Annotated in this window: 18 protein-coding genes and 1 pseudogene; 18 read left to right on the top strand and 1 reads right to left on the bottom strand. The window is 65.2% G+C overall.

Annotation, left to right across the window (positions count from 1 at the left end; translation table 11 throughout):
• Positions 1-23: 23 nt before the first annotated feature.
• Positions 24-482 (top strand): hypothetical protein, encoded by a 459-nt coding sequence (locus tag OU11_RS03890; RefSeq protein ID WP_033514601.1) that lies wholly within the window; start codon positions 24-26, stop codon positions 480-482.
• 84 nt (positions 483-566) lie between these two features.
• Here OU11_RS03890 and OU11_RS03895 read toward each other — a convergent pair whose 3' ends face one another.
• The gene (locus OU11_RS03895) at positions 567-809 is read right to left on the bottom strand and encodes a hypothetical protein (RefSeq protein WP_033514602.1); all 243 of its coding nucleotides are present in this window, start codon (positions 807-809) and stop codon (positions 567-569) included.
• A gap of 180 nt (positions 810-989) precedes the next feature.
• On the opposite strand from OU11_RS03895, the gene glgA reads away from it, so the two are divergent.
• The 17 genes and pseudogenes from glgA (at position 990) to OU11_RS03980 (ending at position 23,199) form a co-directional block, all read left to right on the top strand.
• Positions 990-2,228, top strand: a complete 1,239-nt coding sequence (glgA, locus tag OU11_RS03900; protein WP_033514603.1) for a glycogen synthase — start codon at positions 990-992, stop codon at positions 2,226-2,228.
• A gap of 156 nt (positions 2,229-2,384) precedes the next feature.
• Positions 2,385-3,236 (top strand): ABC transporter ATP-binding protein, encoded by an 852-nt coding sequence (locus OU11_RS03905; RefSeq protein ID WP_033514604.1) that lies wholly within the window; start codon positions 2,385-2,387, stop codon positions 3,234-3,236.
• 211 nt (positions 3,237-3,447) lie between these two features.
• Entirely contained in the window at positions 3,448-5,178 is a 1,731-nt protein-coding gene (locus OU11_RS03910; protein ID WP_033514605.1) for an ABC transporter ATP-binding protein, read from the top strand.
• The gene (locus OU11_RS03915; protein WP_033514606.1) at positions 5,178-7,112 is read left to right on the top strand and encodes an ABC transporter ATP-binding protein; all 1,935 of its coding nucleotides are present in this window, start codon (positions 5,178-5,180) and stop codon (positions 7,110-7,112) included. The genes OU11_RS03910 and OU11_RS03915 overlap by 1 nt, the downstream gene beginning before the upstream one ends.
• A gap of 282 nt (positions 7,113-7,394) precedes the next feature.
• Positions 7,395-8,480, top strand: a complete 1,086-nt coding sequence (locus OU11_RS03920) for a tRNA (adenine-N1)-methyltransferase (protein WP_033514607.1) — start codon at positions 7,395-7,397, stop codon at positions 8,478-8,480.
• A gap of 103 nt (positions 8,481-8,583) precedes the next feature.
• On the top strand, positions 8,584-9,141 hold the full coding sequence (locus tag OU11_RS03925; RefSeq protein ID WP_033514608.1) for a SixA phosphatase family protein: 558 nt from the start codon (positions 8,584-8,586) through the stop codon (positions 9,139-9,141).
• Positions 9,142-9,442: 301 nt separating this feature from the next.
• The gene (metE, locus tag OU11_RS03930) at positions 9,443-11,752 is read left to right on the top strand and encodes a 5-methyltetrahydropteroyltriglutamate--homocysteine S-methyltransferase (protein ID WP_033514609.1); all 2,310 of its coding nucleotides are present in this window, start codon (positions 9,443-9,445) and stop codon (positions 11,750-11,752) included.
• A gap of 82 nt (positions 11,753-11,834) precedes the next feature.
• Positions 11,835-12,675: pseudogene (gene metF, locus OU11_RS08630) on the top strand (methylenetetrahydrofolate reductase [NAD(P)H]).
• 58 nt (positions 12,676-12,733) lie between these two features.
• Complete coding sequence (locus OU11_RS03940) at positions 12,734-15,862, top strand: bifunctional [glutamine synthetase] adenylyltransferase/[glutamine synthetase]-adenylyl-L-tyrosine phosphorylase (RefSeq protein WP_033514610.1); 3,129 nt, start codon at positions 12,734-12,736, stop codon at positions 15,860-15,862.
• Positions 15,863-15,940: 78 nt separating this feature from the next.
• Positions 15,941-16,936, top strand: coding sequence for an aspartate carbamoyltransferase (gene pyrB, locus OU11_RS03945; protein ID WP_033514611.1), 996 nt, complete (start codon positions 15,941-15,943; stop codon positions 16,934-16,936).
• Positions 16,936-17,355 carry an aspartate carbamoyltransferase regulatory subunit gene (locus OU11_RS03950; protein ID WP_033509955.1) on the top strand — a complete coding sequence of 140 codons (420 nt, stop codon included), beginning with the start codon at positions 16,936-16,938 and terminating at the stop codon, positions 17,353-17,355. The genes pyrB and OU11_RS03950 overlap by 1 nt, the downstream gene beginning before the upstream one ends.
• Before the next feature lie 22 nt (positions 17,356-17,377).
• On the top strand, positions 17,378-18,829 hold the full coding sequence (locus OU11_RS03955) for a dihydroorotase (protein WP_033514612.1): 1,452 nt from the start codon (positions 17,378-17,380) through the stop codon (positions 18,827-18,829).
• 15 nt (positions 18,830-18,844) lie between these two features.
• Positions 18,845-19,816, top strand: coding sequence for an orotidine-5'-phosphate decarboxylase (pyrF, locus tag OU11_RS03960; RefSeq protein WP_033514613.1), 972 nt, complete (start codon positions 18,845-18,847; stop codon positions 19,814-19,816).
• 74 nt (positions 19,817-19,890) lie between these two features.
• The gene (locus OU11_RS03965) at positions 19,891-20,712 is read left to right on the top strand and encodes a dihydroorotate dehydrogenase electron transfer subunit (RefSeq protein WP_033514614.1); all 822 of its coding nucleotides are present in this window, start codon (positions 19,891-19,893) and stop codon (positions 20,710-20,712) included.
• A 2-nt stretch (positions 20,713-20,714) separates the two neighbouring features.
• Positions 20,715-21,686: a dihydroorotate dehydrogenase gene (locus tag OU11_RS03970; RefSeq protein ID WP_373869296.1), complete on the top strand. Its 972-nt coding sequence runs from the start codon at positions 20,715-20,717 to the stop codon at positions 21,684-21,686.
• 26 nt (positions 21,687-21,712) lie between these two features.
• On the top strand, positions 21,713-22,408 hold the full coding sequence (gene pyrE / locus OU11_RS03975) for an orotate phosphoribosyltransferase (protein WP_033514616.1): 696 nt from the start codon (positions 21,713-21,715) through the stop codon (positions 22,406-22,408).
• 80 nt (positions 22,409-22,488) lie between these two features.
• Complete coding sequence (locus OU11_RS03980; RefSeq protein WP_033514617.1) at positions 22,489-23,199, top strand: nucleotidyltransferase family protein; 711 nt, start codon at positions 22,489-22,491, stop codon at positions 23,197-23,199.
• The last annotated feature ends 141 nt before the right edge of the window (positions 23,200-23,340 follow it).

The following is a 23,340-nucleotide window of genomic DNA, read 5'->3' on the forward strand; positions in this document are numbered from 1 at the left end:
GTTCGCATCATGAAGGAGTGAGCATGCCGAACCGTGCAGAACGCCGCGCGCAGGAGAAGCGCAACCGCAGGGGCATCCCGCAGCAGTACGACCAGACCCGGGGTCGTGGCCGTTCCGGGATGATCGACGAGTACGCGCTGCAGCAGAAGTCGATCCGTCTGCAGGAGGGCACGGACGGTGAGTGGAAGCCGACCGCCTCGTTCGAGACGCCGGAGATGACGGCCGATACGGATATCGCGTTGCGCAACCCGAAGCTCGTCAAGGCGCCGCATTCGGTGCGCCAGTGGTTCCGCGTGCTGAGCTGGGCGCTGATCGTCATCGCGGCGATCGCATTCGTGGTGGTCATGTGGCTGCCGACCAAGCCAATCTGGCTGGTGGGCGGCGTGGCCGTGGTCTTCGCGGTCGGCGTGCTCAGCCTGTTCTTCACCGCGGGTGATTCGAAGCACAACCCGAATCTGGACGCCAACGGCACCGCCGTGTGATACGGCGACAACCGTTCTTGACATCTCCGATCGCCTCCGACGAACGTCTCCTGTGAGTTCGTCGGAGGCGATCTGCGTTATACGTCACCAACCCAACGGCGCGTCCAGCATGACGTGGGTCGATGAGGTCACCAGCACGTCGATCGAACGGCCTTCGGTCGGATGCGACGAGGTCGAGAACGAGAAATGCCGCGTCTTGCGGTCGGAATGGGTCTTGGCGACGATGTCGCACAGGTCCGCGTACGTCTTCGTCGCGGAATCGGCGGAATGGAACTCAAACGGAACGCCGTCGATATACAGACGGTAAATTGCATAATCTTCAGCCATATGCTCATGTAAACACCGAAATCTTAAAATGCGGTGCGGGGCGTGTTGCGGCATGGGCGCGCGGATTGTCGACAACGGCGCACAACTTGTCGCAACATGGGCGGTATGTTGTGCGTTTTTTGTGTGCGGATGTCATACAGTAGACAGTGGCAGAGTCCATTTTCTACAGAGAGGTGACCAATGAAGGTCGATATCCTGACCCGTGAGTATCCGCCCAAGGTCTATGGCGGCGCCGGCGTGCACGCCGAGGAGCTGAGCAAGGTCCTGGCCGAACGCATCGACGTGACCGTGCGCGCGTTCGACGGCCCGCGCACGGAGGCCGATGTGCCGGCCATCCCCGGCAGCGATCCCAAGGGCAGCCTGACGGTCGTCGGCTATGACACCCCGGCCGAGCTCAAGGACGCGAACGGCGCGATCAAGACGTTCGGCGTGGATCTGCAGATCGCCAACGACGTCGACGCCGACATCATCCACGCCCACACCTGGTACGCCTGCCTGGCCGGCCGTCTGGCCCAGCAGCTGCACGAGATCCCGCTGGTCATCACCGCGCACAGCTTGGAGCCGTTCCGCCCGTGGAAGCGCGAGCAGCTCGGCGGCGGCTACAACCTGAGCTCCTGGGCCGAGAGGGACGCCTATGAGCACGCCGACGGCATCATCGCAGTCTCCGGCGGCATGAAGGAGGACATCCTGGCCGCCTACCCGAACGTCGATCCGGACAAGGTGCACGTGGTCTACAACGGCATCACGATGGACGACTTCGCCACCCCGGCCGATGACGATCCGGCTTGGGGTGTGTTCGACCGCTACCACATCGACCGCAGCAAGCCGACGCTGCTGTTCGTTGGCCGCATCACCCGCCAGAAGGGCCTGCCGTACCTGCTGCAGGCGCTGCACTTCGTGGACAAGGACGTGCAGGTCGTGCTGGCGGCGGGAGCCCCGGACACCCCGGAGATCATGGAGGAGGTCAAGTCCGCCTTCGCCAAGCTGGACGAGGAGCGCGGCAACATCATCTGGATCGAGGAGATGCTCCCCAAGCCGGAGCTCAACGCCCTCGAACACGGCTGCGACGCGTTCATCTGCCCCTCGATCTACGAGCCGCTGGGCATCGTGAACCTGGAGGCCATGGCCTGCGGCCTGCCGGTGGTGGCCAGCGCCACGGGCGGCATCCCGGAGGTCGTGGTGGACGGCGAGACCGGCTACCTGGTCCCGATCGACCAGCTGCACGACGGCACCGGCACCCCCACCAACCCGGACAAGTTCGTGCACGACATGGCCGACGCGATCAACAGGATCATGCGCGACCCGGAGCTCGCCAAGAAGATGGGCGAGGCCGGCTACGCGCGCGCCCGCGACAAGTTCAGCTGGGAGTCGATCGCCGACGCCACCATCGAGGTCTACAAGAAGATCCTCGGCGAGTGATCGCTGACTGAGGTTCGCACTACCTCAAGGTTCAGAAACAGAGTGGCGGTTTTCCGCCATGGCAAATCTGAACCTTGAGGTAGTGCGAACCTCTTTTTTCGTCCTTATGCTGGCTATCGGCCGCCATGCCCTGATTCCCGGGCGTACAGTGAACCTATGACCGATAACGAGATCGCATTGAAGCTTTCGCAGGTGGAGTTCCGTCGTCAACGCCGTGTGATTCTGGCGGATGTGAATCTGGAGATCCGTCGTGGCGAGAAATGGGTGCTGTTCGGCCCCAACGGCATCGGCAAATCCAGCCTGGTGCAGATGATGAGCACGCGCGGATTCCCGTCCTCGGGCACCGTGGACATCCTCGGCAACCGGTTGGGCAAGGTGGACGTGTTCTCCTACCGCAACCGCATCGGCTTGAGTTCGGCCGAACTGGCCCGGGCGTTCCCGCCGAACGAGGACCCGCTGGACGCGGTGGTGACCGCCCTGACCGCCACCACGGGGCGCTGGCGCGACGCCTACACGGCGGAGGATTTCGCCAAGGCGCGCGGGCTGATGGAGGAGTTTGGCATCGCCTATCTGGAAGGCAAGCAGATGTTCAAACTCTCGGAAGGGGAGCGCACGCGCGTGCTGATCTGCCGTGCGCTGATGGCCGACCCGGACCTGCTGATCCTCGACGAGCCGACCACGGGTCTGGACCTGGGCGGCCGCGAGCTGGCGCTGCGGGCGTTGAGCCGCATCGGCGCCGAGGACACCGAGCGCACCGTGCTGCTGGTCACGCACCGTCTGGAGGAGATTCCGACCGGCTTCGACCATGTGGCCGTCATGGGACGCATGAGCGGCGACGAGGCCGACGCCTACAAGGCGAACGTGGCGGGCAACAATCCCTCGCCCGGCACCATTGTGTACACCGGCGACCTGGAGCACGGGTTCACCTCGGAACGGCTGACGGCCGTGTTCGGCCTGCCGCTGGAGGTGACGCACACCAACGGCCGCTGGTCCGCGTTCGCACGCTGACGGCCGGGAGCGAATTCGCTAACCCATAGGTGACGCCGCACGGGATATGGCGCAATGTGTCAGAGTCCAGTGGCACAGCGCCGCGTGTCCTCAGCTGATTCCGGAGTGGACATTGCAATATAGCTTACGGTGAAAGATATTTCCTTGCGTGTGTGTAGTCTGGTCTCGATTCACTGGACGATACGACGTAAGGAAAGGAGTTGAATGACGCATGTTCCGCATCATGACGCACTATCTCAAAGCGTATAAGTGGCAGGTGCTGGCGCTGATGGTCTTCCAGATCGCGCAGGCGCTGCTGGCACTCTACCTGCCGAATCTGAACGCCGACATCATCAACAAGGGCGTCGCCTCGGGCTCCAGCTCGGAGATCTACCGCTACGGCGCGATCATGCTGGGCTTCAGCCTGTTGCAGGTCGCCGCGGCCATTGTGGCCACGTACTTCTCGTCCCGGTTGGCGATGCGCCTGGGCTATGAGGTCCGCCGCGACTACTTCAAGGCGGTGGAGGGCTTCTCGCTGCAGGAGGTGGAGCGTTTCTCCGCCGGCTCGCTGATCACCCGCGCCACCAACGATGTGCTGCAGGTGCAGATGATGTTCTACCAGGGCTTCGCCGTCATCCTGCAGGCGCCGATCATGTTCCTGGGAGGCATCATCCTGGCCATCAAGCAGGATGCCACGCTCACCTGGCTGCTGGTGGTCATCATCCCGGTGATCTTCATCGTGGCCATGCTGCTGATGGGCCGCATGCGCCCGCTGTTCGGCCAGCTGCAGGACCGGCTTGACAACCTCAACCGCATCGTGCGCGAGCAGATCACCGGCGTGCGCGTGATCCGCGCGTTCACCCGTGAGGCCACCGAGGCGGAGCGCTTCGAGAAGGGCAACTCCCAGCTGCGTCAGACCATGGTCGGCGTCGGCCGGCTCATGAGCCTGATGATGCCTCTGATGATGTTCATCATGAACCTGTCGAACATCTCGATCATGTGGTTTGGCGGCAAACGCATCGACGCCGGCGGCATGGAGATCGGCAGCCTGCAGGCGTTCATCCAGTATCTGATGATGATCCTGATGAGCCTGATGATGGCCGCGATGATGTCGGTCATGATCCCGCGCGCGATGGTGTCGGCCAAGCGCATCAACGAGGTGTGCGACACGACCTCGTCGATCACCGCGCCCGAACACCCGTATCATCCGACCGACCCGAAGGGCGTCGTCGAATTCCGTCATGTCTCCTTCCGTTACCCGGGTGCCGAGGAACCGGTGCTCGATGACGTGAGCTTCACGCTCGAACCGGGCAGGACCCTGGCGATCATCGGCTCGACCGGCTCAGGCAAGTCCACGATCATCCGCCTGGCCCAGCGCATGTTCGATGCGACCGACGGCCAGATCCTGGTCGACGGGCACGATGTGCGCGAATACGATCCGCACGAGCTGGCCGCGCTGTTCGGCACCGTGCCGCAGAAGGCCCTGCTGTTTACCGGCACCGTGGCCAGCAACTTGAAGTTCGGCGACCGTAACGCCGACGAGGCCAAGATGTGGAAGGCGCTGGAAATCGCCCAGTCGGACGGCTTCATCCGGGAGAATCCGGAGGGCCTGGACGCGCCGGTGGCCCAGGGCGGCACGAACTTCTCCGGTGGCCAGCGCCAGCGTCTGTGCATCGCGCGCGCCATCATGCGCGATCCGAAGATCTTCACCTTCGACGACTCGTTCTCGGCGCTCGATTTCGCCACCGACCGCGCGCTGCGTGACGCGTTGAAGCCGATCACGGAGCATACCTCGGTCATCATCGTGGCCCAGCGCATCTCCACGGTCATGGACGCCGACCAGATCATCGTCATGGAGAACGGTCGTATCGTCGGCAAGGGCCGGCATGAGGAACTGATGCAGGACTGCGAGACGTACCGTGAAATCGCGGATTCGCAGCTGAAGAACGAGGAGGTGGACTGATGCCCGGACATGGACGCGGCAACGCAACCACCACGGCTCCGACGACCACGAAGCCGCGCAGCCACACGCTCAAGCGTCTGGTGAAGTACATCCTGGCCGACAAGCTGCGCGTGGCGATTGTCATCATCGCCTGTGGCCTGGCCACCACCACCATGGTGCTGGGGCCGAAGATCATGGGACAGGCCACGAACGTGCTGTTCGAAGGCGTGATCTCCAAGATGCTGCCCGCCGGCGCCACCAAGGAGCAGGCCATCGCGGCCCTTGAGGCTAACGGCCAGGGCAGCATGGTGGATATGGTCTCCTCGATGGACATCCACCCCGGCCAAGGCGTGGACTTCGGCAAGGTGGCGGCGATTCTGGGAATCACCGCCTGCGTGTTCCTCTGCACCGTCACGCTGCGCTGGATCCAGGGCTGGACGCTGACCCGCCTGGTCTCCAACGCGGTCTACCGCATGCGCCAGCAGATCGAGGCCAAGCTCGATCATCTGCCGCTGAGCTACTTCGACCGCGTGCCCCGCGGCGAGGTGATGAGCCGCACCACCAACGACATCGACAACATCGGCCAGTCGCTCCAGCAGGTGCTGGGCGAGTTCATCTTCGCCCTGTTCTCGATCATCGGCACCGTGATCATGATGATCACGATCTCGCCGCTGCTGCTGCTCATCTCGCTGATCGTGATCCCGTTCCTGCTGGCGGCCGCGTACTTCATCATCCGCAAGTCGCAGCCGTACTACATCCGGCAGTGGGATGCCACCGGCAAGGTCAACAGCCAGGTGGAGGAAATGTTCTCCGGTCATATGGTGATCCGCGCCTACGGACAGGAGGACGAGACGATCGACGAGTTCGACCGCCGCAACCGCGAGCTGTATGATAGCTCGTTCATGGCCACGTTGATCGCCGGCATCAACATGCCGGTCACGCAGTTCTTCGGCAACCTGAACTTCGTGATCGTGGTGGTCGTCGGCGGACTCAAGGTGCTCTCCGGCACGATGACGCTGGGCGACCTGCAGGCGTTCTCCCAGTATTCGCGCCAGCTCTCCCAGCCGCTCGGCCAGTTGAGCTCGATGGCCACGATCCTGCAGAGCTCCCTGGCTTCGGCCGAACGCATCTTCGAGTTCCTGGACGAGCCCGAGGAGGTGGCCGAACGCGAGCACACACGGGATATTGAGGACGTCAAGGGCCTGGTGCGCTTCGACCACGTCAAGTTCAGCTATGATCCGGCCGAGCCACTGATCGAGGACTTGTCGTTGGAGGCCAAGCCCGGCCAGACGATCGCCATTGTCGGCCCGACCGGCGCCGGCAAGACCACGCTGGTCAACCTGCTCATGCGGTTCTATGAGATCCAGGGCGGCTCAATCACGATCGACGGCGTGGACACCCGTGACATGACCCGGCACGACCTGCGCCGGCACTTCGGCATGGTCCTGCAGGACACCTGGCTGTTCGACGGCACGATTCGCGAGAACCTGCTCTATGGTGTCCGCGAGGGCGAAACCATCAGCGAGGAACGCATGATCGAAGGTGCCAAGGCCTGCCATGTGGATGAGTTCGTGCGCCGTCTGCCCGACGGGTACGACACCGAGCTCAAGGATGAAACCGCGGAGATGAGCCAGGGCGAACGCCAGTTGATGACCATCTGCCGCGCGTTCCTCTCCGACCCGGACATCCTGATCCTGGACGAGGCCACCAGCTCGGTCGACACCCGCACCGAGGTGCTGGTCCAGCAGGCGATGAACCATCTGCGTGAGGGCCGCACCAGCTTCGTGATCGCCCACCGCCTGTCCACGATCCGTGACGCCGACCTGATCCTGGTGGTCAACCACGGTTCGATCGTGGAACAGGGACGCCACGAGGAGCTGCTCGCCAAGGGCGGCGCCTACGCGAACCTGTATCAGGCGCAGTTCACGAACGGCGACAACATCGAGGAGGACTGATTCCTTCCGTAGGCGATTCTCGTCTTCAGTTGGAAACCGTTGAACGATTCAGGCCCGGATATGCCGCATGATGGCGTGTCCGGGCCCGCTTATACCCGGTTCAGTTCCCAACTGAACCGATGATTCCCATATTGAATGCATGCTAACCGGGCACGAAGGCGGCTTCCAAGACGTTTCCGATGTTCATCGCGTGTGGAACATCGCCGGATGCGGCATGTGCGGGCCGATTCCGCCCCGGACGGTATGCTCGGGTGAGGAATCGGACACGAGGAAAGGACGCGCATGCGCAGAGGGCCGCTGCAGGCGGGCGAGAAGGTGCAGTTCACCGACCGCCGGGGCAAGAAGATCACCGACCAGCTGGTGCCGGGCGGCACCACGCAGACCGAACACGGCCTGATCCTGCATGACGAGGTGATCGGACGGCCCGAAGGCAGCGTGACCGTGACCGTCAGCGCCAAGCGTGAGGCGCAGGTCAACGTGCAGCACCCCGAACGCGACGCCGGCAAACCGTGGAAGGGCACGCGCGCCATCGGCGGCTGGCAGTTCGCCGTCATGCGCCCGCGTCTGGCCGACTACGTACTCTCCATGCCGCGCGGCGCGCAGATCATGTATCCGAAGGACATCGCCCATGTCATCCAGCTCGGCGACATCCGCTCCGGCATGACCGTGCTTGAATCCGGGGCCGGATCCGGCGCGATGAGCATCAACCTGCTGGACGCCGTGGGGGAGACCGGGCATCTGACCACCATCGAGATGCGCGGCGAGTTCGCCCGCGTGGCCGAGGCGAACGCCACCGTGTACTACGGGTCCCGGCCGCAGTGGTGGAACCTGCTGACCGGCGACTTCGATTCGGTGGCCGCCACGTTGCCGGAACATTCCTTCGACCGCATCATGCTGGATATGCTCGACCCGTGGAACCGGCTCGAACAGGCGTATCGCGTGATTGCCCCGGGTGGCGTGCTGATCTGCTACGTCACCACCACCACCCAGCTGAGCCGGCTCGCCGAGGCCCTGCGTGAATCCGGCGTATGGACCGAGCCGGACGTGCAGGAGACATTGGAACGCAACTGGAAGGTGCAGGGGCTGGCCGTGCGTCCGGATCATCAGATGATCGGCCACACCGGGTTCCTGGTGATCTCACGCGCGATGGCGGAGGGATTCCAGGCGTTGAAGAAGCGCGACCGTCCGACCAAGGACACGACCAGCGACATCGACGAGCTGACCGCCGAGGAGCGCGCCGCCCAGCTGGAGGATCTTGAGTTGCGCGATATCTCCGACCGCAAGCTGCGCAAGGTGCTTCGGGACTTGGATATCCAGGTTGCCGCCCTCGAACGGCCCGGGTCGTCGGATGGCGCTGAATCCGCATGACGATCAATCTACGTAGTTTCCGCCTTCGGCGTCGTTCAGGCAAGCCGAAGCCCGGACTCTGCGACAATGGGAACTAAAGACACATGGGCGCGAGGAGCATGACATGGGCATGAAACTGAAGAAGGTGGCCAAGGCGGCCAAGGATTACCGGCATATCCTCATCGTGATGCGCCATGCCAAGGCCGAATCCCTCGGCAAAGCCAGCGATCGTGACCGGAACCTGACCGATAAGGGGCTCAAGCAGGCCAAGACCGTGGCCAAGGGTCTTGTGGAGCTTGACCTTGTGCCCGACCGCATCGCCTGTTCGGGCGCGGCCCGCGCGCTGCAGACCTGCGAGCGCATGCTCAAGACCTTCGGCGACCATCCCGCGGTGGATTACCGCCAAAGTCTGTACGAGAGCGGCGTGCAGGCTGTATTCGATGAGATCGCGCAAACCAAGGACAAGCATCGGGTGCTGATGGTGCTCGGCCACGAGCCCACGGTGTCGATCAGCTGCCAGTGGTTGGCCTCCGAGGATTCCGATCCGTCGTTGTTGGACCTGCTGAACCTGGGTCTGTCGACCGCCGGCGTGGTGATCTTCGGCTCCGACGAGCCGTTCGAGCGCTGGCAAATCCGCACCGGCCGCCTCCTGGCCGTCCTCACCCCCAAGGACTTCGACTGATTCGCGACTCTGACACATTCCGGCCACGGGCGTATTTTCAAAATCGTTGAAATTCCAACGTTTTAACGACATGCATCAGAGTCACAATGCATCAGAGTCCGGTTCGAGGGGCGCAACGAGGGCAGTGGATTAGCATATAAACACAATTTATAACGACACTCAAATTGAGCTGATGCCTTATATCCCGGGGTTGTCTGATAGGCTGACCGCAACACGATAGCGAACGCATCAGGCGCGCAACGCTTCGGGAACACCTGGGAACCGAACACGCAGGCGCCATCGACAACGGTCAGGAGGCATCATGTCCACACTCACTTCGGTTTCCGGCTTTCCCCGCATCGGCGGCGACCGCGAATTGAAGAAGGCCATCGAGGGTTATTGGAAAGGCAAGCACGGTCTGGATCAGGTGCGCGCCACCGCCAAGGAGCTGCGCGAGCGCCATTGGCGGCTGCAGGCCGAGGCCGGCATCGACCTGATTCCGAGCAACGACTTCAGCTATTACGATCAGGTGCTGGACACCGCCATCCTGCTCAACGTGATCCCGCAGCGCTACGACCGTCTGGCCTTCGAGAACCCCGAGGACACGCTGTTCGCGATGGCCCGCGGCTACCAGGGACCCAAGGGCGACGTGACGGCCCTGCCGATGAAGAAGTGGTTCACCACCAACTACCACTACCTGGTACCGGAGATCGACAGCGCCACCGACATCCATCTCAACGGCACCAAGCCGTTCGACGAGTTCGAGGAGGCCAAGGCGCTCGGCATCCACACCAAGCCGGTGCTCGTGGGCCCCTACACGTTCCTGAAGCTCGCGCGCAACGCCAAGGCCGAGCCGCTGGAGCTCGACAAGGGTCTGGTCAACGCCGTGGCCGCCGTCTACGCCGAGATCCTGACCCGCTTCGCCGCGCTCGGCGCCACTTGGGTCCAGTTCGACGAGCCGTATCTGGTGCTGGACAAGGAGGACGGCGACGTCGAGCTGTTCAAGACGCTGTACGCCAAGATCCTGCCCGCCCGCACCGGCGGCGTCAAGGTGCTGCTTAACACGTATTTCGGCCATATCGCCGACGTGTACGAGACCGTGAGCCTGCTGGGCTTCGACGGCATCGGACTGGATCTGATCGAGGGCCGGGACGAGAATCTGGAGGCCGTCGGCCGTTACGGCGTGGGGGAGTCGACCACGCTGTTCGCCGGGGTCATCAACGGCCGCAACATCTGGCGCAACGACTACGCGGCGAGCCTGGGGCTGGTCGACGCGCTGCGGCAGGTCACGCCGAATGTGGCCGTGGCCACCGCCTGCTCGCTGCTGCACGTGCCGTTCAGCACCGCCGGCGAGGATGGCCTGGGTGATGAGGTGCGCCGTCATTTCGCGTTTGCGGTGGAGAAGCTCGGCGAGCTGCGTGCGGTCGCCGACCTGTCCGACGCCGACGAGGATGCGAAGAAGGCGTCCGAAGTGCTACGCGACAACCAGGCGCTGTTCGACGGCACACGTGTCGAGCCCGATCGGGCCGTGGCCGACCGTTTGGCCGCGCTGACCGATGAGGATGCGACCCGCCGGCCCGCCCGCGCCGAGCGCCAGCGTCTGCAGCGCGAGGCGTTGCGTCTGCCGCTGCTGCCGACGACCACGATCGGCTCGTTCCCGCAGACCGCCGAGGTGCGTGCCGCCCGCGCCCGTCTGCGCAAGGGCGAGCTGACCCGTGAGGATTACGACGCGTTCATCCGCTCGCAGATCGACCAGGTCATTGCCTGGCAGGAGCAGATCGGACTCGACGTGCTGGTTCACGGCGAGTTCGAACGTAACGATATGGTCGAATACTTCGGCCAGCGACTCAATGGGTTCCTGTTCACCAAGAACGCCTGGGTGCAGTCCTATGGCACGCGCTGCGTCAAGCCGCCGATCGTCTGGGGCGACGTCTCGCGCCGCGAGCCGATCACCGTGGCCTGGAGCTCGTACGCGCAGAGCCGCACAGACCATGTAGTCAAGGGCATGCTCACCGGACCGGTGACGATCCTCAACTGGTCGTGGCCGCGCGAGGACATCTCCAACGAACTGCAGACCAGGCAGCTGGCGTTGGCGATCCGCGACGAGGTGCTCGATCTGGAGAACGCCGGCATCCGCGTCATCCAGATCGACGAGGCCGCGTTGCGCGAGAAACTGCCGCTGCGCAAGTCCGATTGGCACAAGAAGTACCTGGACTGGGCGATTCCCGCGTTCCGGCTCGTGCACGCGGCCGTGCAGCCGACCACGCAGATCCACACCCACATGTGCTACTCGGAGTTCAACGACATCATCCGCGACATCGACGCGATGGACGCCGACGTGATCTCCTTCGAGGCCTCGCGCGCCGACCTGGTGGTGTTGGACGCCATCCATGACGCGCATTTCGAAACCGAGACAGGCCCGGGCGTCTACGACATCCATTCCCCGCGCATCCCCTCGGTCGACGAGATCGAGGAGCGCATCGACGAGATCCTGACCAAGGTGGACGCCAGCAAGCTGTGGATCAATCCCGACTGCGGACTCAAGACCCGCGGCAACGAGGAGACCTGGCCGAGCCTGAAGAACATGGTGGCGGCCACCCGCATCGTCCGCGCCAGGCTGGCCGCCCGCTGACCGGCGCATCGTACCGCACCATCTCGTTTCGGGCCGGTGATCCCTTGGGGATGCCGGCCCCGACATAGGAGAGTCGTTCACCATGAGCAAGCCGCTGTTCTCCCTGGAGGTGTTCCCTCCCAAACGCACCGCGCCGATCGGCACGATCTACGACACGCTCGACGGCCTGCACGGCGTCGATCCCGCATTCATCTCGGTGACCTACGGCACCGGCAAGCAGTCGGACCGTACAATCACCGCGCGCATCGCCAACACGATCCGCACCGAATACGGCATCCCCGCCGTCGCCCACCTGACCGCCCAGTATCTGGACCGCGATCAGACCGACGAGGCGCTGGACATGTTCGCGCAGGCCAAGGTCGCCGCCGTGCTCGCGCTGCGCGGCGACCGCAACCCCGAGCGCGAACCGGCCGGCGTGTTCATGCACGCCAGCGACCTGACCCGCTACATCCGCGAAACCCACCCGGAGATGACCGTATACGGGGCCTGCTATCCGGAATGCCATCCGCAGTCCAAGGACCTCGACGAGGACATCGGCTGGCTCAAGGTCAAGGTGGACGCCGGCGCCAGCCACCTGATCTCCCAGCTGTTCTACGACAACGCCGACTATCTGAAGTTCATGGACAAGGTGCGTGCCGCCGGCATCGACGTGCCGGTCGAGGCCGGCATCATGCCGGTGACGAACGCCGCATCGGTCCGCCGCATGACCGGCATGTGCTCCTCCAAGGTGCCCGAACGGCTCGCCACCATCTTGGATCGTTGGGGCGACGATCTCGAACACGTTGAAGGAGGCGGGCATCATCTACGCCTCCGAGCAGATCGCCGACCTGGTGGCGCGCGGCGTGGACGGCATCCACCTGTACACGATGAACCATCCGGGCGTGACCCGCCGCATCTGGGAAAACGTCAAGGGACTGTTCTGACCGATTCGTGCGTGGTCATGAGCGCGCACGACGGCGATACGGCATGTAGATTGGAATCATGGAATCACGGCAGGATCTCACCATCAGCGTCAGGGAACTCATCCATGCGGGACTGCAGGACCTCGATCAGGCCAGGGAATCGTTGCGCCGCCTGTCCGACATGGGCATGGACGCGGATCAGTTGACGCTGACGCTGCGCACGTTGGAACGCACCTGCGACCCGGATACGGCGTTGACCAATCTGGTGGCGATCGTGGCCGCGCAGTCCGACGCCGGCGGATGGCTGGGGAAGGTCCTGCCCGATGCGGAGTCGTTCGTCCGGCTCATGTCCGTGCTCGGCGCCTCGGACGCGATGGGCAAGATGATGCGCGCCCGCCCGGATCTGGTGGAGGCGGCGGCTGTCGACCGCTGCCGCAGCCGTGACTTCGACCATGAGCAGCGCCGCGCCCATATCCTGCAGGCGGTCGGCGCCGACCCGGCGGACCGGACCGCGCCCACGGCCACGTTGGATCTGGCCCGTGCCGCCACCGGGCTGCGCGTCGCCTACTACAAGCAGCTGGCCACCATCATGGCCGTGGATATGACCGCCGCCGACCCGATCAGCGAACAGCCGCATATCAGCCGGATGCTCTCCGACCTGGCCGACGCCGCGCTTGAAGGCGCGCTGGCCATCGCCCGGCATGAGGTGCAGGGCAGCGAACACTGCCGGTTCGCCGTCATCGGCATGGGCAAACTCGGCGCGCAGGAACTCAACTACGTCTCCGACGTGGACCTGATCTACGTGGTCGAGCCTACGGACGGCACCGACGGCATGACGCTCACCCGCATCGGCACCAAGATGGCCACCACGCTGCAGCGCGTCTGCCAGGCCGTGGTCATGGGCGTCACCGAGCCGGCGCTCTGGCAGATCGACGGGGGACTGCGCCCCGAAGGCAAGGACGGTCCGCTGGTCCGCCGCCTCGACTCGCATCAGGGCTACTACGAGCAGTGGGCGGAGAACTGGGAGTTCCAGGCGCTGCTCAAGGCGCGCGCCGCGGCGGGCGACCCGGAACTCGGACAGGCGTATATGGACATGACCCGCCCGTTCGTATGGAAAGCGTCCCAGCGGGACAATTTCGTCAACGACTGCCAGCAGATGCGCCGGCGCGTGGAGGATCTGATCCCCGCGCCGCTCAAAGACCGTGAGATCAAGCTTGGGCGCGGAGGGCTGCGCGATGTGGAGTTCACCGTACAGATGCTCCAGCTGGTGCACGGGCGCACCGACGAGTCGCTGCGCACCCGGTCCACGCTCGAATCGTTGCAGGCGCTCTCCGACGGCGGCTACGTCTCCCGCAAGCAGGCGGTGCGCCTGTCCTGGGATTACCGGTTCGAACGGGTGCTCGAACACCGCCAGCAGATGTGGTCGCTGAAACGCACCCACCTGTTCCCGGATCTGGGAGTGGCCAGTCTCGGCGGTCTGGAACGCAAACGCGAAGCCAATATCGACGAGCTGAACCGCAACACCGAACTGCGGCGGCTGGCCCGCGCCCTGCGTATGCATCCGGAGGAGCTCGTCGGCAAATTCGACGAGACGCGCCGCGAGGTGCGGCACCTGCATCTGGACATCTACTACCGGCCGATGCTGCCGATCAGCGCCCAGCTTGACGACGACGAGGTGCGTCTGTCCGACAAGGCGATGCACGACCGGTTCGCCTCCATCGGATTCGAGGACCCCGATGCCGCGATGCGCCACGTGGACGCGCTGACCTACGGCATCTCCCGCGCCGCCAAGATCAACCGGATCATCCTGCCCGCCGCCCTGCAATGGCTGGGGGAGGGACAGAACCCCGATATGGGCCTGCTCAACTGGCGCAAGCTCGAGGAGCATTTCGGCGAGGAAAGCGAATACCTGGGCTTCCTGCGCGATTCGCCGTCGGCGGCGCAACGCCTGTGCCACGTACTGTCGAACTCCCGGTTCCTGGGGGACGCGCTGAACAAATCCGTGGAATCCGTCACCTGGCTGGGAGACAGCAAACGCCTGGCCCCACGCACGCGCGAAAGCCTGGACACCCACTGCCAGGCCGCGCTGGAACGCAACGGCGGCGATATGCGGGACTTCGCGAATTCGGTGCGGGCACTGCGCCGCCATGAGATCGAACGCATCGGCCTGGCGTGGATGAACGGGGTCATCGACGACGACGCGAGCCTGGGCGGCATGACCGCCGTGTACGACGCGATCATCGACGCCTCACTGACATGGGCCATGCGCAACCAGACGGCGCTGCTGGGGCGAAAGGAGCCTCCCGCCGCGATCTCGGTGATCGCGATGGGCCGCTACGGCGGACGCGAGGTGAATTTCAGCTCGGACGCCGACGCGATGATCATCTACCGGCCGAGCGATGAGGCCGATGAGGCGACCGCCAACCGTTTCGCACGCAAGGTGGCCGACGATCTGCGCGCGATCCTGCAGGGACCGGTGTCGTTGGAGCAGAAGATCGAACTGGACCTGGATCTGCGTCCGGAAGGCAAGAACGGGCCACTGGTGCGCTCCTACGTCTCCTGCAAGGAATACTACGGATCATGGGCCAGCACCTGGGAGCATCAGGCGCTGCTGCGCGCACGGCATGCGGCCGGCGACCGCACGCTGACCGAGGACTTCCTCAAGAACCTGGCCGATCCGCTGCGCTACCCGCAGGCTCCGCTGGGCGAATCCGAGCTGGCCGAGATCCGCAAGCTCAAGGCGCGCATGGAATCCGAACGCCTGCCGCGCGGCGTCAGACGCGAACGGCATCTCAAGCTCGGCAAGGGCGGCCTGTCGGACGTGGAATGGACCGTGCAGCTGCTGCAACTCGAACACGCGGGGGAGAATGAGCAGCTGCGCGTCAACTCGACGCTCGGCGCGCTCGCCGAACTGGAACGATTGGGATTCGTGGACCCGCCGGACGCCGCGCAACTGCGCCACGCCTGGCGGTTGTGCACGGCGGCCCGCAACGGCAACTACCTGTGGAATGGCCGGGCCAACCAGGCCGACATCCTGCCCGACGACATGTACTCGCTGGGCGGCATCGCCGTATATCTCGGCTATGACGCGCACCGCGGGCAGCGCTTCGAGAACGATCTGCTGGGGGCCATGCGCCGCTGCCGCGACATCGTCGAACGCCTGTTCTACGGGCTGGACGAGGAAGCTTCCGACATGAACACGCGGTGAACGGACGAGTCCCCAATTCGGTCTATAGTCGGATAGGTCACAACACGTGGCCACCTGGACGTAACGAAAGGTGAGCCGTTGTCTACTGAAGTCCCACCGTCGGAAACCCCGTTCGTCGGCAAGAGCGTCGTCACGCTGGACGACCTGTCTCGCCGGCAGATCCTCGAACTGCTGCACAAGGCCGCATACATCGACTCCCATCGCCGTGAGGTATCCCACACCTGCGAGGGACGCGTGCTGGCCACACTGTTCTACGAGCCGAGCACGCGCACGCGCCTGAGCTTCGAAACCGCCATGCTGCGCCTGGGCGGCAAGGTCATCGGCTTCGCCGGCGCGCAGCTGGCCTCGGTGACCAAGGGCGAGTCGATCTCCGACACCATCAAGACCGTGTCCAACTACGTCGACGCCATCGCCATCCGCCACCCGAAGGAGGGTGCGGCTCTCGTGGCGGCCCGCGCGGCCTCGGTGCCCGTCATCAACGCCGGCGACGGCGGCCACATGCACCCCACGCAGACCCTGGCCGACCTGGCCACCCTGCAGTCGCGCTTCGGCCGCATCACCGACCTGACCGTCGGCCTGTGCGGCGACCTGACCTTCGGCCGCACCGTGCACTCGCTGATTGAGACGCTGTGCCGTTTCGGCAACGTGCGCTTCGTGCTCATCAGCCCGGACGAATTGAAGACCCCGCAGTACGTCATCGACCGCATCAACGCCACGCCCTCCTGCTCGTACGTGGAGGTGCGCGATCTGGCGTCGGTGATCGGCGACCTGGACGTGCTGTACATGACGCGCGTGCAGAAGGAGCGCTTCTTCAACGAGGACGACTACCTGCGCCTGCGCGACACATACATCCTGGACGAGGCCAAGCTGAGCCTGGCGCAGCCGCATATGGCGGTGCTGCACCCGCTGCCGCGCGTCAACGAGATCGCCGTCGAGGTGGATGACGACCCGCGCGCCGCCTACTTCGAACAGGTCAAGAACGGCATGCTGATGCGTATGGCGCTCGAAAGCTCCGTCATCGGCGACGAACTGCCCGGATACGTTCCGCTCGAACCCAAGGAGGTGCAGGCCTGATGGAGGTCACCAGCATCCAGGACGGCATCATCATCGACCACGTGCCCGCCGGCACGGCGCTGAAGGTGCTCCAGTATCTGAAGATCGACCCGTCCAAGACGCGGCTCGCGCTCATCATGAACACCGACAGCCCGCGCTACGGCACCAAGGACATCATCAAGATCGAGAACGTGGAGGGCATCGACCTGGACGTGCTCGGGCTCGTCGCGCGGCAGGCCACCGTCGACATCGTCCGCGGCGGCCGCATCGTGGAGAAGGTCCAGCCGCACCTGCCCGAACGTGTCGTCAACGTCATCACCTGCGTGAACCCGCGCTGCGTGACCACCACCGAACGCGGCATCGACCAGATGTTCCACCTCGCGCACTCCGAGCGGCAGGAATACCGCTGCGACTACTGCGACGAGGAAGCCAAGCTCTGAACCCGACCGAAAGCGAGACAGCATGATCACCCTGCATGACGTCAAGGTATGGGATACCGGCGAGGTCATCGACCTGGTCATCCCCGGCACCGCCGCCGACCTGCTCACCGACGCCGACAGACCGTTCCCGCCCGCCGCCACGCAGGTCGCGGACGGCGACGTGCACATCGATGCGACCGGTCTGACCGTCGCCCCGGGTCTGGCCGATCCGCACGTCCACTTCCGCGACCCCGGCCAGACCGCCAAGGAGACGATGGTCTCCGGCTGCGCGGCCGCGGCCTCCGGCGGGTACACGAACGTGCTCATCATGCCCAACACCGTGCCCGCGATGGACGGCGAGAAGGTCGCGGCGGGGCAGCCCGGCGCCGACGAGGTGCTGGCCGCCGGGCACGAGAACGTGATCGACTTCCTGCAGCACTACGAGGCCGACCACGGCGTCACGCTGCCGGTGGCCTACGACCTGTGCGTGTGCGCGTCCAAGGACCGCGCCGGCAAGGAGCCGACCGAGCTGGCCGACATCGCCTGGTACATGCCCGGCAGGCATACGGGCGAGAAGGACGCCGCGCAGCTCGCGCATCCGGTCACCGCGGTCAGCGACGACGGTTCCGCCGTGCCCGACGCGATCCTGGACGAGGTGCTCACCCGCATCAAGGACGCGGGGCTGTACCTGATCGAGCACTGCGAGCACCACGACACTGGCTTCATCAACGAGGGGCCGGTCTCCCGCCAGCTCGGGCTGCCCGGCATCCCGGAGGACACCGAGCTGCGGATCGTGGCGCGCGACATCGAGGCCGCCCGCCGCACCGGCGCGCACGTGCACTTCCAGCACGTCAGCACCGCCGGTTCGTTCGAGGCGATCCGCAAGGCCAAGGCCGAAGGACTGCCGATCACCTGCGAGACCGCGCCGCATTACATCGCGCTGACCGACGAGGCGATCCTGGAGTACGGCCCGCTGGCCAAGATGAACCCGCCGCTGCGCTCCGCCGCCGACCGTCAGGCCGTGCATGTGGCCATCGCCGACGGCACCGTGGACCTGATTGCAACCGACCACGCCCCGCACACGATGGAGGAGAAGAACGCCGGGCTTGAGGCCGCGCCCAACGGCATCATCGGCCTGGAATGCGCCTACGGCGTCTGCCACAAGGTGCTGGTGGACGGCGGCATCATCTCCGACCAGCGGCTCATCGAACTCATGTCCACCGCGCCGATGCACCTGATGGGCCACACGCCCACCGACGTGGCCGGTCTGCTCAACACCTCCAGCGCCTGCGCCACCAAGCGCACGCTGGACCTGGGCGCGGTGGAGCATCCCGAATCGGTGAACCTGGTGGTGCTGGATACCGACCGCGCCTGGACGGTGGATCCGGAACGGTTCCACTCCAAGGCGCGCAACACCCCGTTCGGCGGGTGGCGGGTGACCGGCATGCCGCTGGCCACCGTCATCGCCTCGAAGCTCGTCTTCAGCAGACTCTAACCGGAAGGAACCGCCATGGATCGACTTATCGAGGCCATCGCAGCCACGCAGAACCCCAGCGTCGTCGGCCTGGACCCGACCGAGGCGCTGGTGCCGGCGCAGGTCATCGCCAGCTTCGCCGACGAGATCGCCGACGAGGTTGAGGATGCCGCCGACCGCCCGGCCGCGCAGCTCGCCGTCGCCTACTTCGAATACAACCGGGCGATCATCGACGCGATCGCCGACATCGTGCCCGCCGTCAAGCCGCAGATCGCCATGTACGAGGCGCTCGGCCCCGCCGGCGTGGACGCGTACACGATGACCTGCGAATACGCGCAGTCGCATGGCCTGTACGTGATCGGCGACATCAAGCGCGGCGACATCGGCTCCACCGCGGCCGCCTACGCCGGGCACTTAAGCGGCGTGGCGTTCGGCGCGGGGGAGAGCGGGCCGTACGACCCGTGGCATGAGGATGCGGTGACCGTGAACCCGTACCTCGGCACCGACGGCATCACCCCGTTCGTCGAGGCCGCCACCGCCGCCGACAAGGACATCTTCGCGCTCGTGCGCACCTCCAACCCCTCCAGCAGCGAGATCCAGGAGCTCGAACTGGCCGGCGGCTGCCGCGTCTACGAGCATGTGGCCGATCTGGTGGAACGTTGGGGCCAAGGCACCGTCGGGCAGCACCGCTATTCGAGGGTCGGCGCGGTCGTCGGCGCCACGCACTCCGAGGAGGGCCGCGCGTTGCGCGCACGCATGCCGCACACGTTCTTCCTCGTGCCCGGCTACGGCGCGCAGGGCGGCACCGCCCGCGACGTGGCCGGCATGTTCGACGACGCCGGCTCCGGCGCGATCGTCAACTCCTCGCGCGGCATCATCGGCGCGTGGAGGAAGACCGGCGCGTACAGCGAGACGATGAGCGCCGAATCCGCGCTCGACCTGGTGGCCGACGCCGCACGCAACGCCGCCATCGCCATGCGCGACGACCTGCGCGCCGTCATGCCGTAACCGACATCCGACACCCCAACCATCAGGAATCCCCAGCACAAAGGAAACCACAGCAACACAGACAAGGAGTCCCCGTGTCCAGCGCAACGTTCCTGCCGACCGTCGCCGAGGCGACCGCCGCGGGCTACTTCCCCGGCCGCCACACGGTCGAGGTCACCGAAGTGACGGAACTGACGCCCGGCGTCGTACGGTTCACGTTCCGCGACCCGTACATCGCCGCGCATGCCAAGCCGGCGCAGTTCGTCAACCTGTTCTCGCACGACCCGATGCGGCTGCTGCCGCGCCCGTTCGGCGTCAGCGAGGTCAGCGGCGACCTGGTCTCGCTGATCTTCGCGGTCGTCGGCACCGGCACCGCCGAATTCGCCGCGATGCACGCCGGCGACACGATCGACGTGCTCGGCCCGCTCGGCGGCTCCTTCAAGGTCAAGGAACCGGCGCACTACGTACTTGTCGGCGGCGGTCTCGGCGTGCCGCCGCTCATCTACGCGGCGCAGCGGCTTGCGGAACGCGAAGATTGCGCGACCACCGCGGTGTTCGGCTATCGCGACGCGCATTTCGCCGACGCGTTCGTCTCCCGATACGTGGATACGCGCAGCATCGACGAGACTGAGGGCAACGTCGTCACGCTGCTCGACCGCATGGAGGCCGAGCTGACCGCGCCGCGCGAGGACAGCCTGAAGACCGTGTTCCTGACCTGCGGGCCGACGCCGATGATGAAGGCCGTGGCGTTGTGGGCGTCCGAGCGGGGCATCGACTGCCAGGCGAGCATGGAGCAGCGGATGGGCTGCGGGTACGGCACCTGCGTGGTCTGCGTGGTCGACACGGTGGACGGCCGCAAGAAGGTGTGTTCGGACGGCCCGGTGTTCACCGCGCAGCAGCTGGGATGGGAGGCGTGACGATGACCACGACGATTACGGAGCAGCAGATGAACGAATCGCACATCAACGTCTACGAGCCGCACGAGTGGAAGCACAAGACCGTGGTGGCTGGCGTGGAATGGAAGAACCCGGTCGGCACCGCCTCCGGCACGTTCCAGCTCGCCGCCTGCCGCTGGTTCTACGACGTGGCCCAGCTGGGCGCGATCTGCACCAAGGGCGTCTCGCCGGTGCCGTGGGAGGGCAACCCCGGGCCGCGCACCGCGGAATGCCCGGGCGGCATGGTCAACGCGGTCGGCCTGCAGAACCCCGGCGTGGACCACTATCTGGTCGATGAACTGCCCAAGCTCAAGGAGATGGGCGCCACCGTCATCACCAACGTGGCCGGCCACAGCGACGACGACTACGCCGAGGTTGTGGCCAAGCTCGCCGATTCGGCCGCCGACATGCTGGAGATCAACGTGAGCTGCCCGAACGTCAGCCACGGCGGCATGAGCGTGGGCACCGATCCGGTGGGGCTCGCACGGCTCATCGACCGGCTGCGCAAGATCACCTCCAAGCCGATGATCGTCAAGCTCACGCCGAACGTCACCGATATCGCGGCCATCGCGCGCGCCGCCGTGGAATCCGGCGCCGACGCGCTGAGCCTGATCAACACGCTGGTCGGCATGCGCATCGATATCCGCACCGGCGAGCCGATCATCGCCAACCGCACCGGCGGTGTTTCCGGGCCGTGCGTGTTCCCGGTGGCCCTTGGCTGCGTGTGGCGCGTGCGCCAGGCTCTGCCGGATATTCCGATCATTGGCATCGGCGGCATCGACTCTGGCGAGAAGGCGCTCGAATTCCTGTACGCCGGCGCGAACGCCGTGGAGGTGGGCGCCGCCGCGCTCTATGATCCGACCGCGCCGATGCGCGTGGCCCGCGAACTCGACGACCTGCTCGACTCGCGCCCCGAACTCGCCGCCAAGCTCGCCGCCGGGCAGACCTGGCGATAGCACGTCAACCTCGAAAGGAGCATATTATGACCGAATCGCTCGATCTGCGGTTCACCCGCTTCCTGCTGGAATCGCAGGCGCTCAAGTTCGGCGACTTCACGCTGAAGTCCGGCCGCAAGTCCCCGTATTTCATCAATGCCGGCGCATTCAACGACGGTAGCAAGATCGCCCGGCTCGGTGCGTTCTACGCCGAGAAGATCGCCGCCGAGATCGCGGCGGGTTCGCTGCCGGGCGACATCGACACCGTGTTCGGCCCGGCGTACAAGGGCATCCCACTGGCCGTATCCACCGCCATCGCGTTGACCGGCGGCCACGGCATGCAGGTCGGGTACACGTTCGACCGCAAGGAGAAGAAGGACCACGGCGACGGCGGCATGATGGTCGGCACGCAGCTGACTGACGGCATGAAGGTGCTGCTCGTCGACGACGTGATGACCGCCGGCACCGCCGTGCGCGAGGTCGTGCCCAAGCTCAAGGCAGAGGCGGACGTGGAGATCGTCGGCCTGGTGCTCTCGGTGGACCGCATGGAGAAGACCAAGGACTCCGACCTGTCCGCGGTCAAGGCCGTGGAAGCCGAGTTCGGGTTCCCCGTCATGGCGATCGCCAACGTGCGTGAGATCTTCGAGGCCGGCCGGTCCATCATGACCGCCGACGGCACCCCGTACGTGACCGACGGGATCGCGGCCGCCGCCGACGCCTACCTGGCGCAATACGGCGCCTGACGCCGTTCCTGAGTGCAAGTGCCGAGGCCAACGGAGGCCTCGGCACTGTATTCTGAGAGCTTTGGCGGAAGGATAGGACGATGATCGATCTGAAGACATGGAAGCCGGCGGCGATGGCGGCATTGAAGGCAGCATTCGGCGAGCGCCTGCTCTGCCTGGGATTGCAGGGGAGTTATCTGCGCGGCGAGGCCACGGCGGATAGCGATATCGATCTGTTGGTGGTGCTCGACCAGGTGACGATCGATGATCTGGACGCATTCCATGCGGCGATGCGTTCACTGCCCGATGGCGAGCGCGCGGTCGGCTTCACCTGCGGGCGTGCGGAGCTGGCGGCCTGGCCGGCGTATGAGCTGTATCAGTTCGAGCATGGGACCGAGGTCTGGCTGGGCGATCTTCACACCCTGCTGCCGGAGTATGACGAGGATGACATCCGTCTGGGTGCCCGAGTCAGCGTCGCCAACCTGTACCACATGGTCAACCACACCTATCTGACCACGCGCGACCTCGATGAAACAGCACGGACGGATGCCCTCAAGGCATTGCTGAAGGCGTTCTTCTTCTCCCTGCAGATCGTCCACGCAGTCCGTACCGGAGTCTTCACGCCCACCAAGCGGCAGATGCTCACGGAACTCACCGATGAGGACGAGCGGACGCTGCTTCGCCATGCCATGCCGAGCAACGCCGTCATGTCCGTCGGCAAGGCCAACGTCAGCAACGATGACATCGTGGGCGAGACGCTCTACGCGCTTCTCCAAGCATGGTGCTCCCGCACGCTGATTGCCATCCGTTGACGCTCAGTTGGGGATTTTCTCGTTCGGTTGGGAACTCATGGGCGTTTCAGCGGCATGGATGGCTTGATATTGCGGGGCCGACGAGGAAAGAACACGGTCCGGTTCCCAACCGAATGTTATTTTCCCCAACTGAACGTATAT

This window comes from Bifidobacterium pullorum DSM 20433, from assembly GCF_000771405.1.
GTDB lineage: Bacteria > Actinomycetota > Actinomycetes > Actinomycetales > Bifidobacteriaceae > Bifidobacterium > Bifidobacterium pullorum.

Bases quoted from the DNA above. Each gene is read 5' to 3' on its own strand.
- OU11_RS03890 (WP_033514601.1), top strand. From the start codon at position 24: ATGCCGAACCGTGCAGAACGCCGCGCGCAGGAGAAGCGCAACCGCAGG.
- OU11_RS03895 (WP_033514602.1), bottom strand. From the start codon at position 809: ATGGCTGAAGATTATGCAATTTACCGTCTGTATATCGACGGCGTTCCG.
- glgA (WP_033514603.1), top strand. From the start codon at position 990: ATGAAGGTCGATATCCTGACCCGTGAGTATCCGCCCAAGGTCTATGGC.
- OU11_RS03905 (WP_033514604.1), top strand. From the start codon at position 2,385: ATGACCGATAACGAGATCGCATTGAAGCTTTCGCAGGTGGAGTTCCGT.
- OU11_RS03910 (WP_033514605.1), top strand. From the start codon at position 3,448: ATGTTCCGCATCATGACGCACTATCTCAAAGCGTATAAGTGGCAGGTG.
- OU11_RS03915 (WP_033514606.1), top strand. From the start codon at position 5,178: ATGCCCGGACATGGACGCGGCAACGCAACCACCACGGCTCCGACGACC.
- OU11_RS03920 (WP_033514607.1), top strand. From the start codon at position 7,395: ATGCGCAGAGGGCCGCTGCAGGCGGGCGAGAAGGTGCAGTTCACCGAC.
- OU11_RS03925 (WP_033514608.1), top strand. From the start codon at position 8,584: ATGGGCATGAAACTGAAGAAGGTGGCCAAGGCGGCCAAGGATTACCGG.
- metE (WP_033514609.1), top strand. From the start codon at position 9,443: ATGTCCACACTCACTTCGGTTTCCGGCTTTCCCCGCATCGGCGGCGAC.
- OU11_RS03940 (WP_033514610.1), top strand. From the start codon at position 12,734: ATGGAATCACGGCAGGATCTCACCATCAGCGTCAGGGAACTCATCCAT.
- OU11_RS03950 (WP_033509955.1), top strand. From the start codon at position 16,936: ATGGAGGTCACCAGCATCCAGGACGGCATCATCATCGACCACGTGCCC.
- OU11_RS03955 (WP_033514612.1), top strand. From the start codon at position 17,378: ATGATCACCCTGCATGACGTCAAGGTATGGGATACCGGCGAGGTCATC.
- pyrF (WP_033514613.1), top strand. From the start codon at position 18,845: ATGGATCGACTTATCGAGGCCATCGCAGCCACGCAGAACCCCAGCGTC.
- OU11_RS03970 (WP_373869296.1), top strand. From the start codon at position 20,715: ATGACCACGACGATTACGGAGCAGCAGATGAACGAATCGCACATCAAC.
- pyrE (WP_033514616.1), top strand. From the start codon at position 21,713: ATGACCGAATCGCTCGATCTGCGGTTCACCCGCTTCCTGCTGGAATCG.
- OU11_RS03980 (WP_033514617.1), top strand. From the start codon at position 22,489: ATGATCGATCTGAAGACATGGAAGCCGGCGGCGATGGCGGCATTGAAG.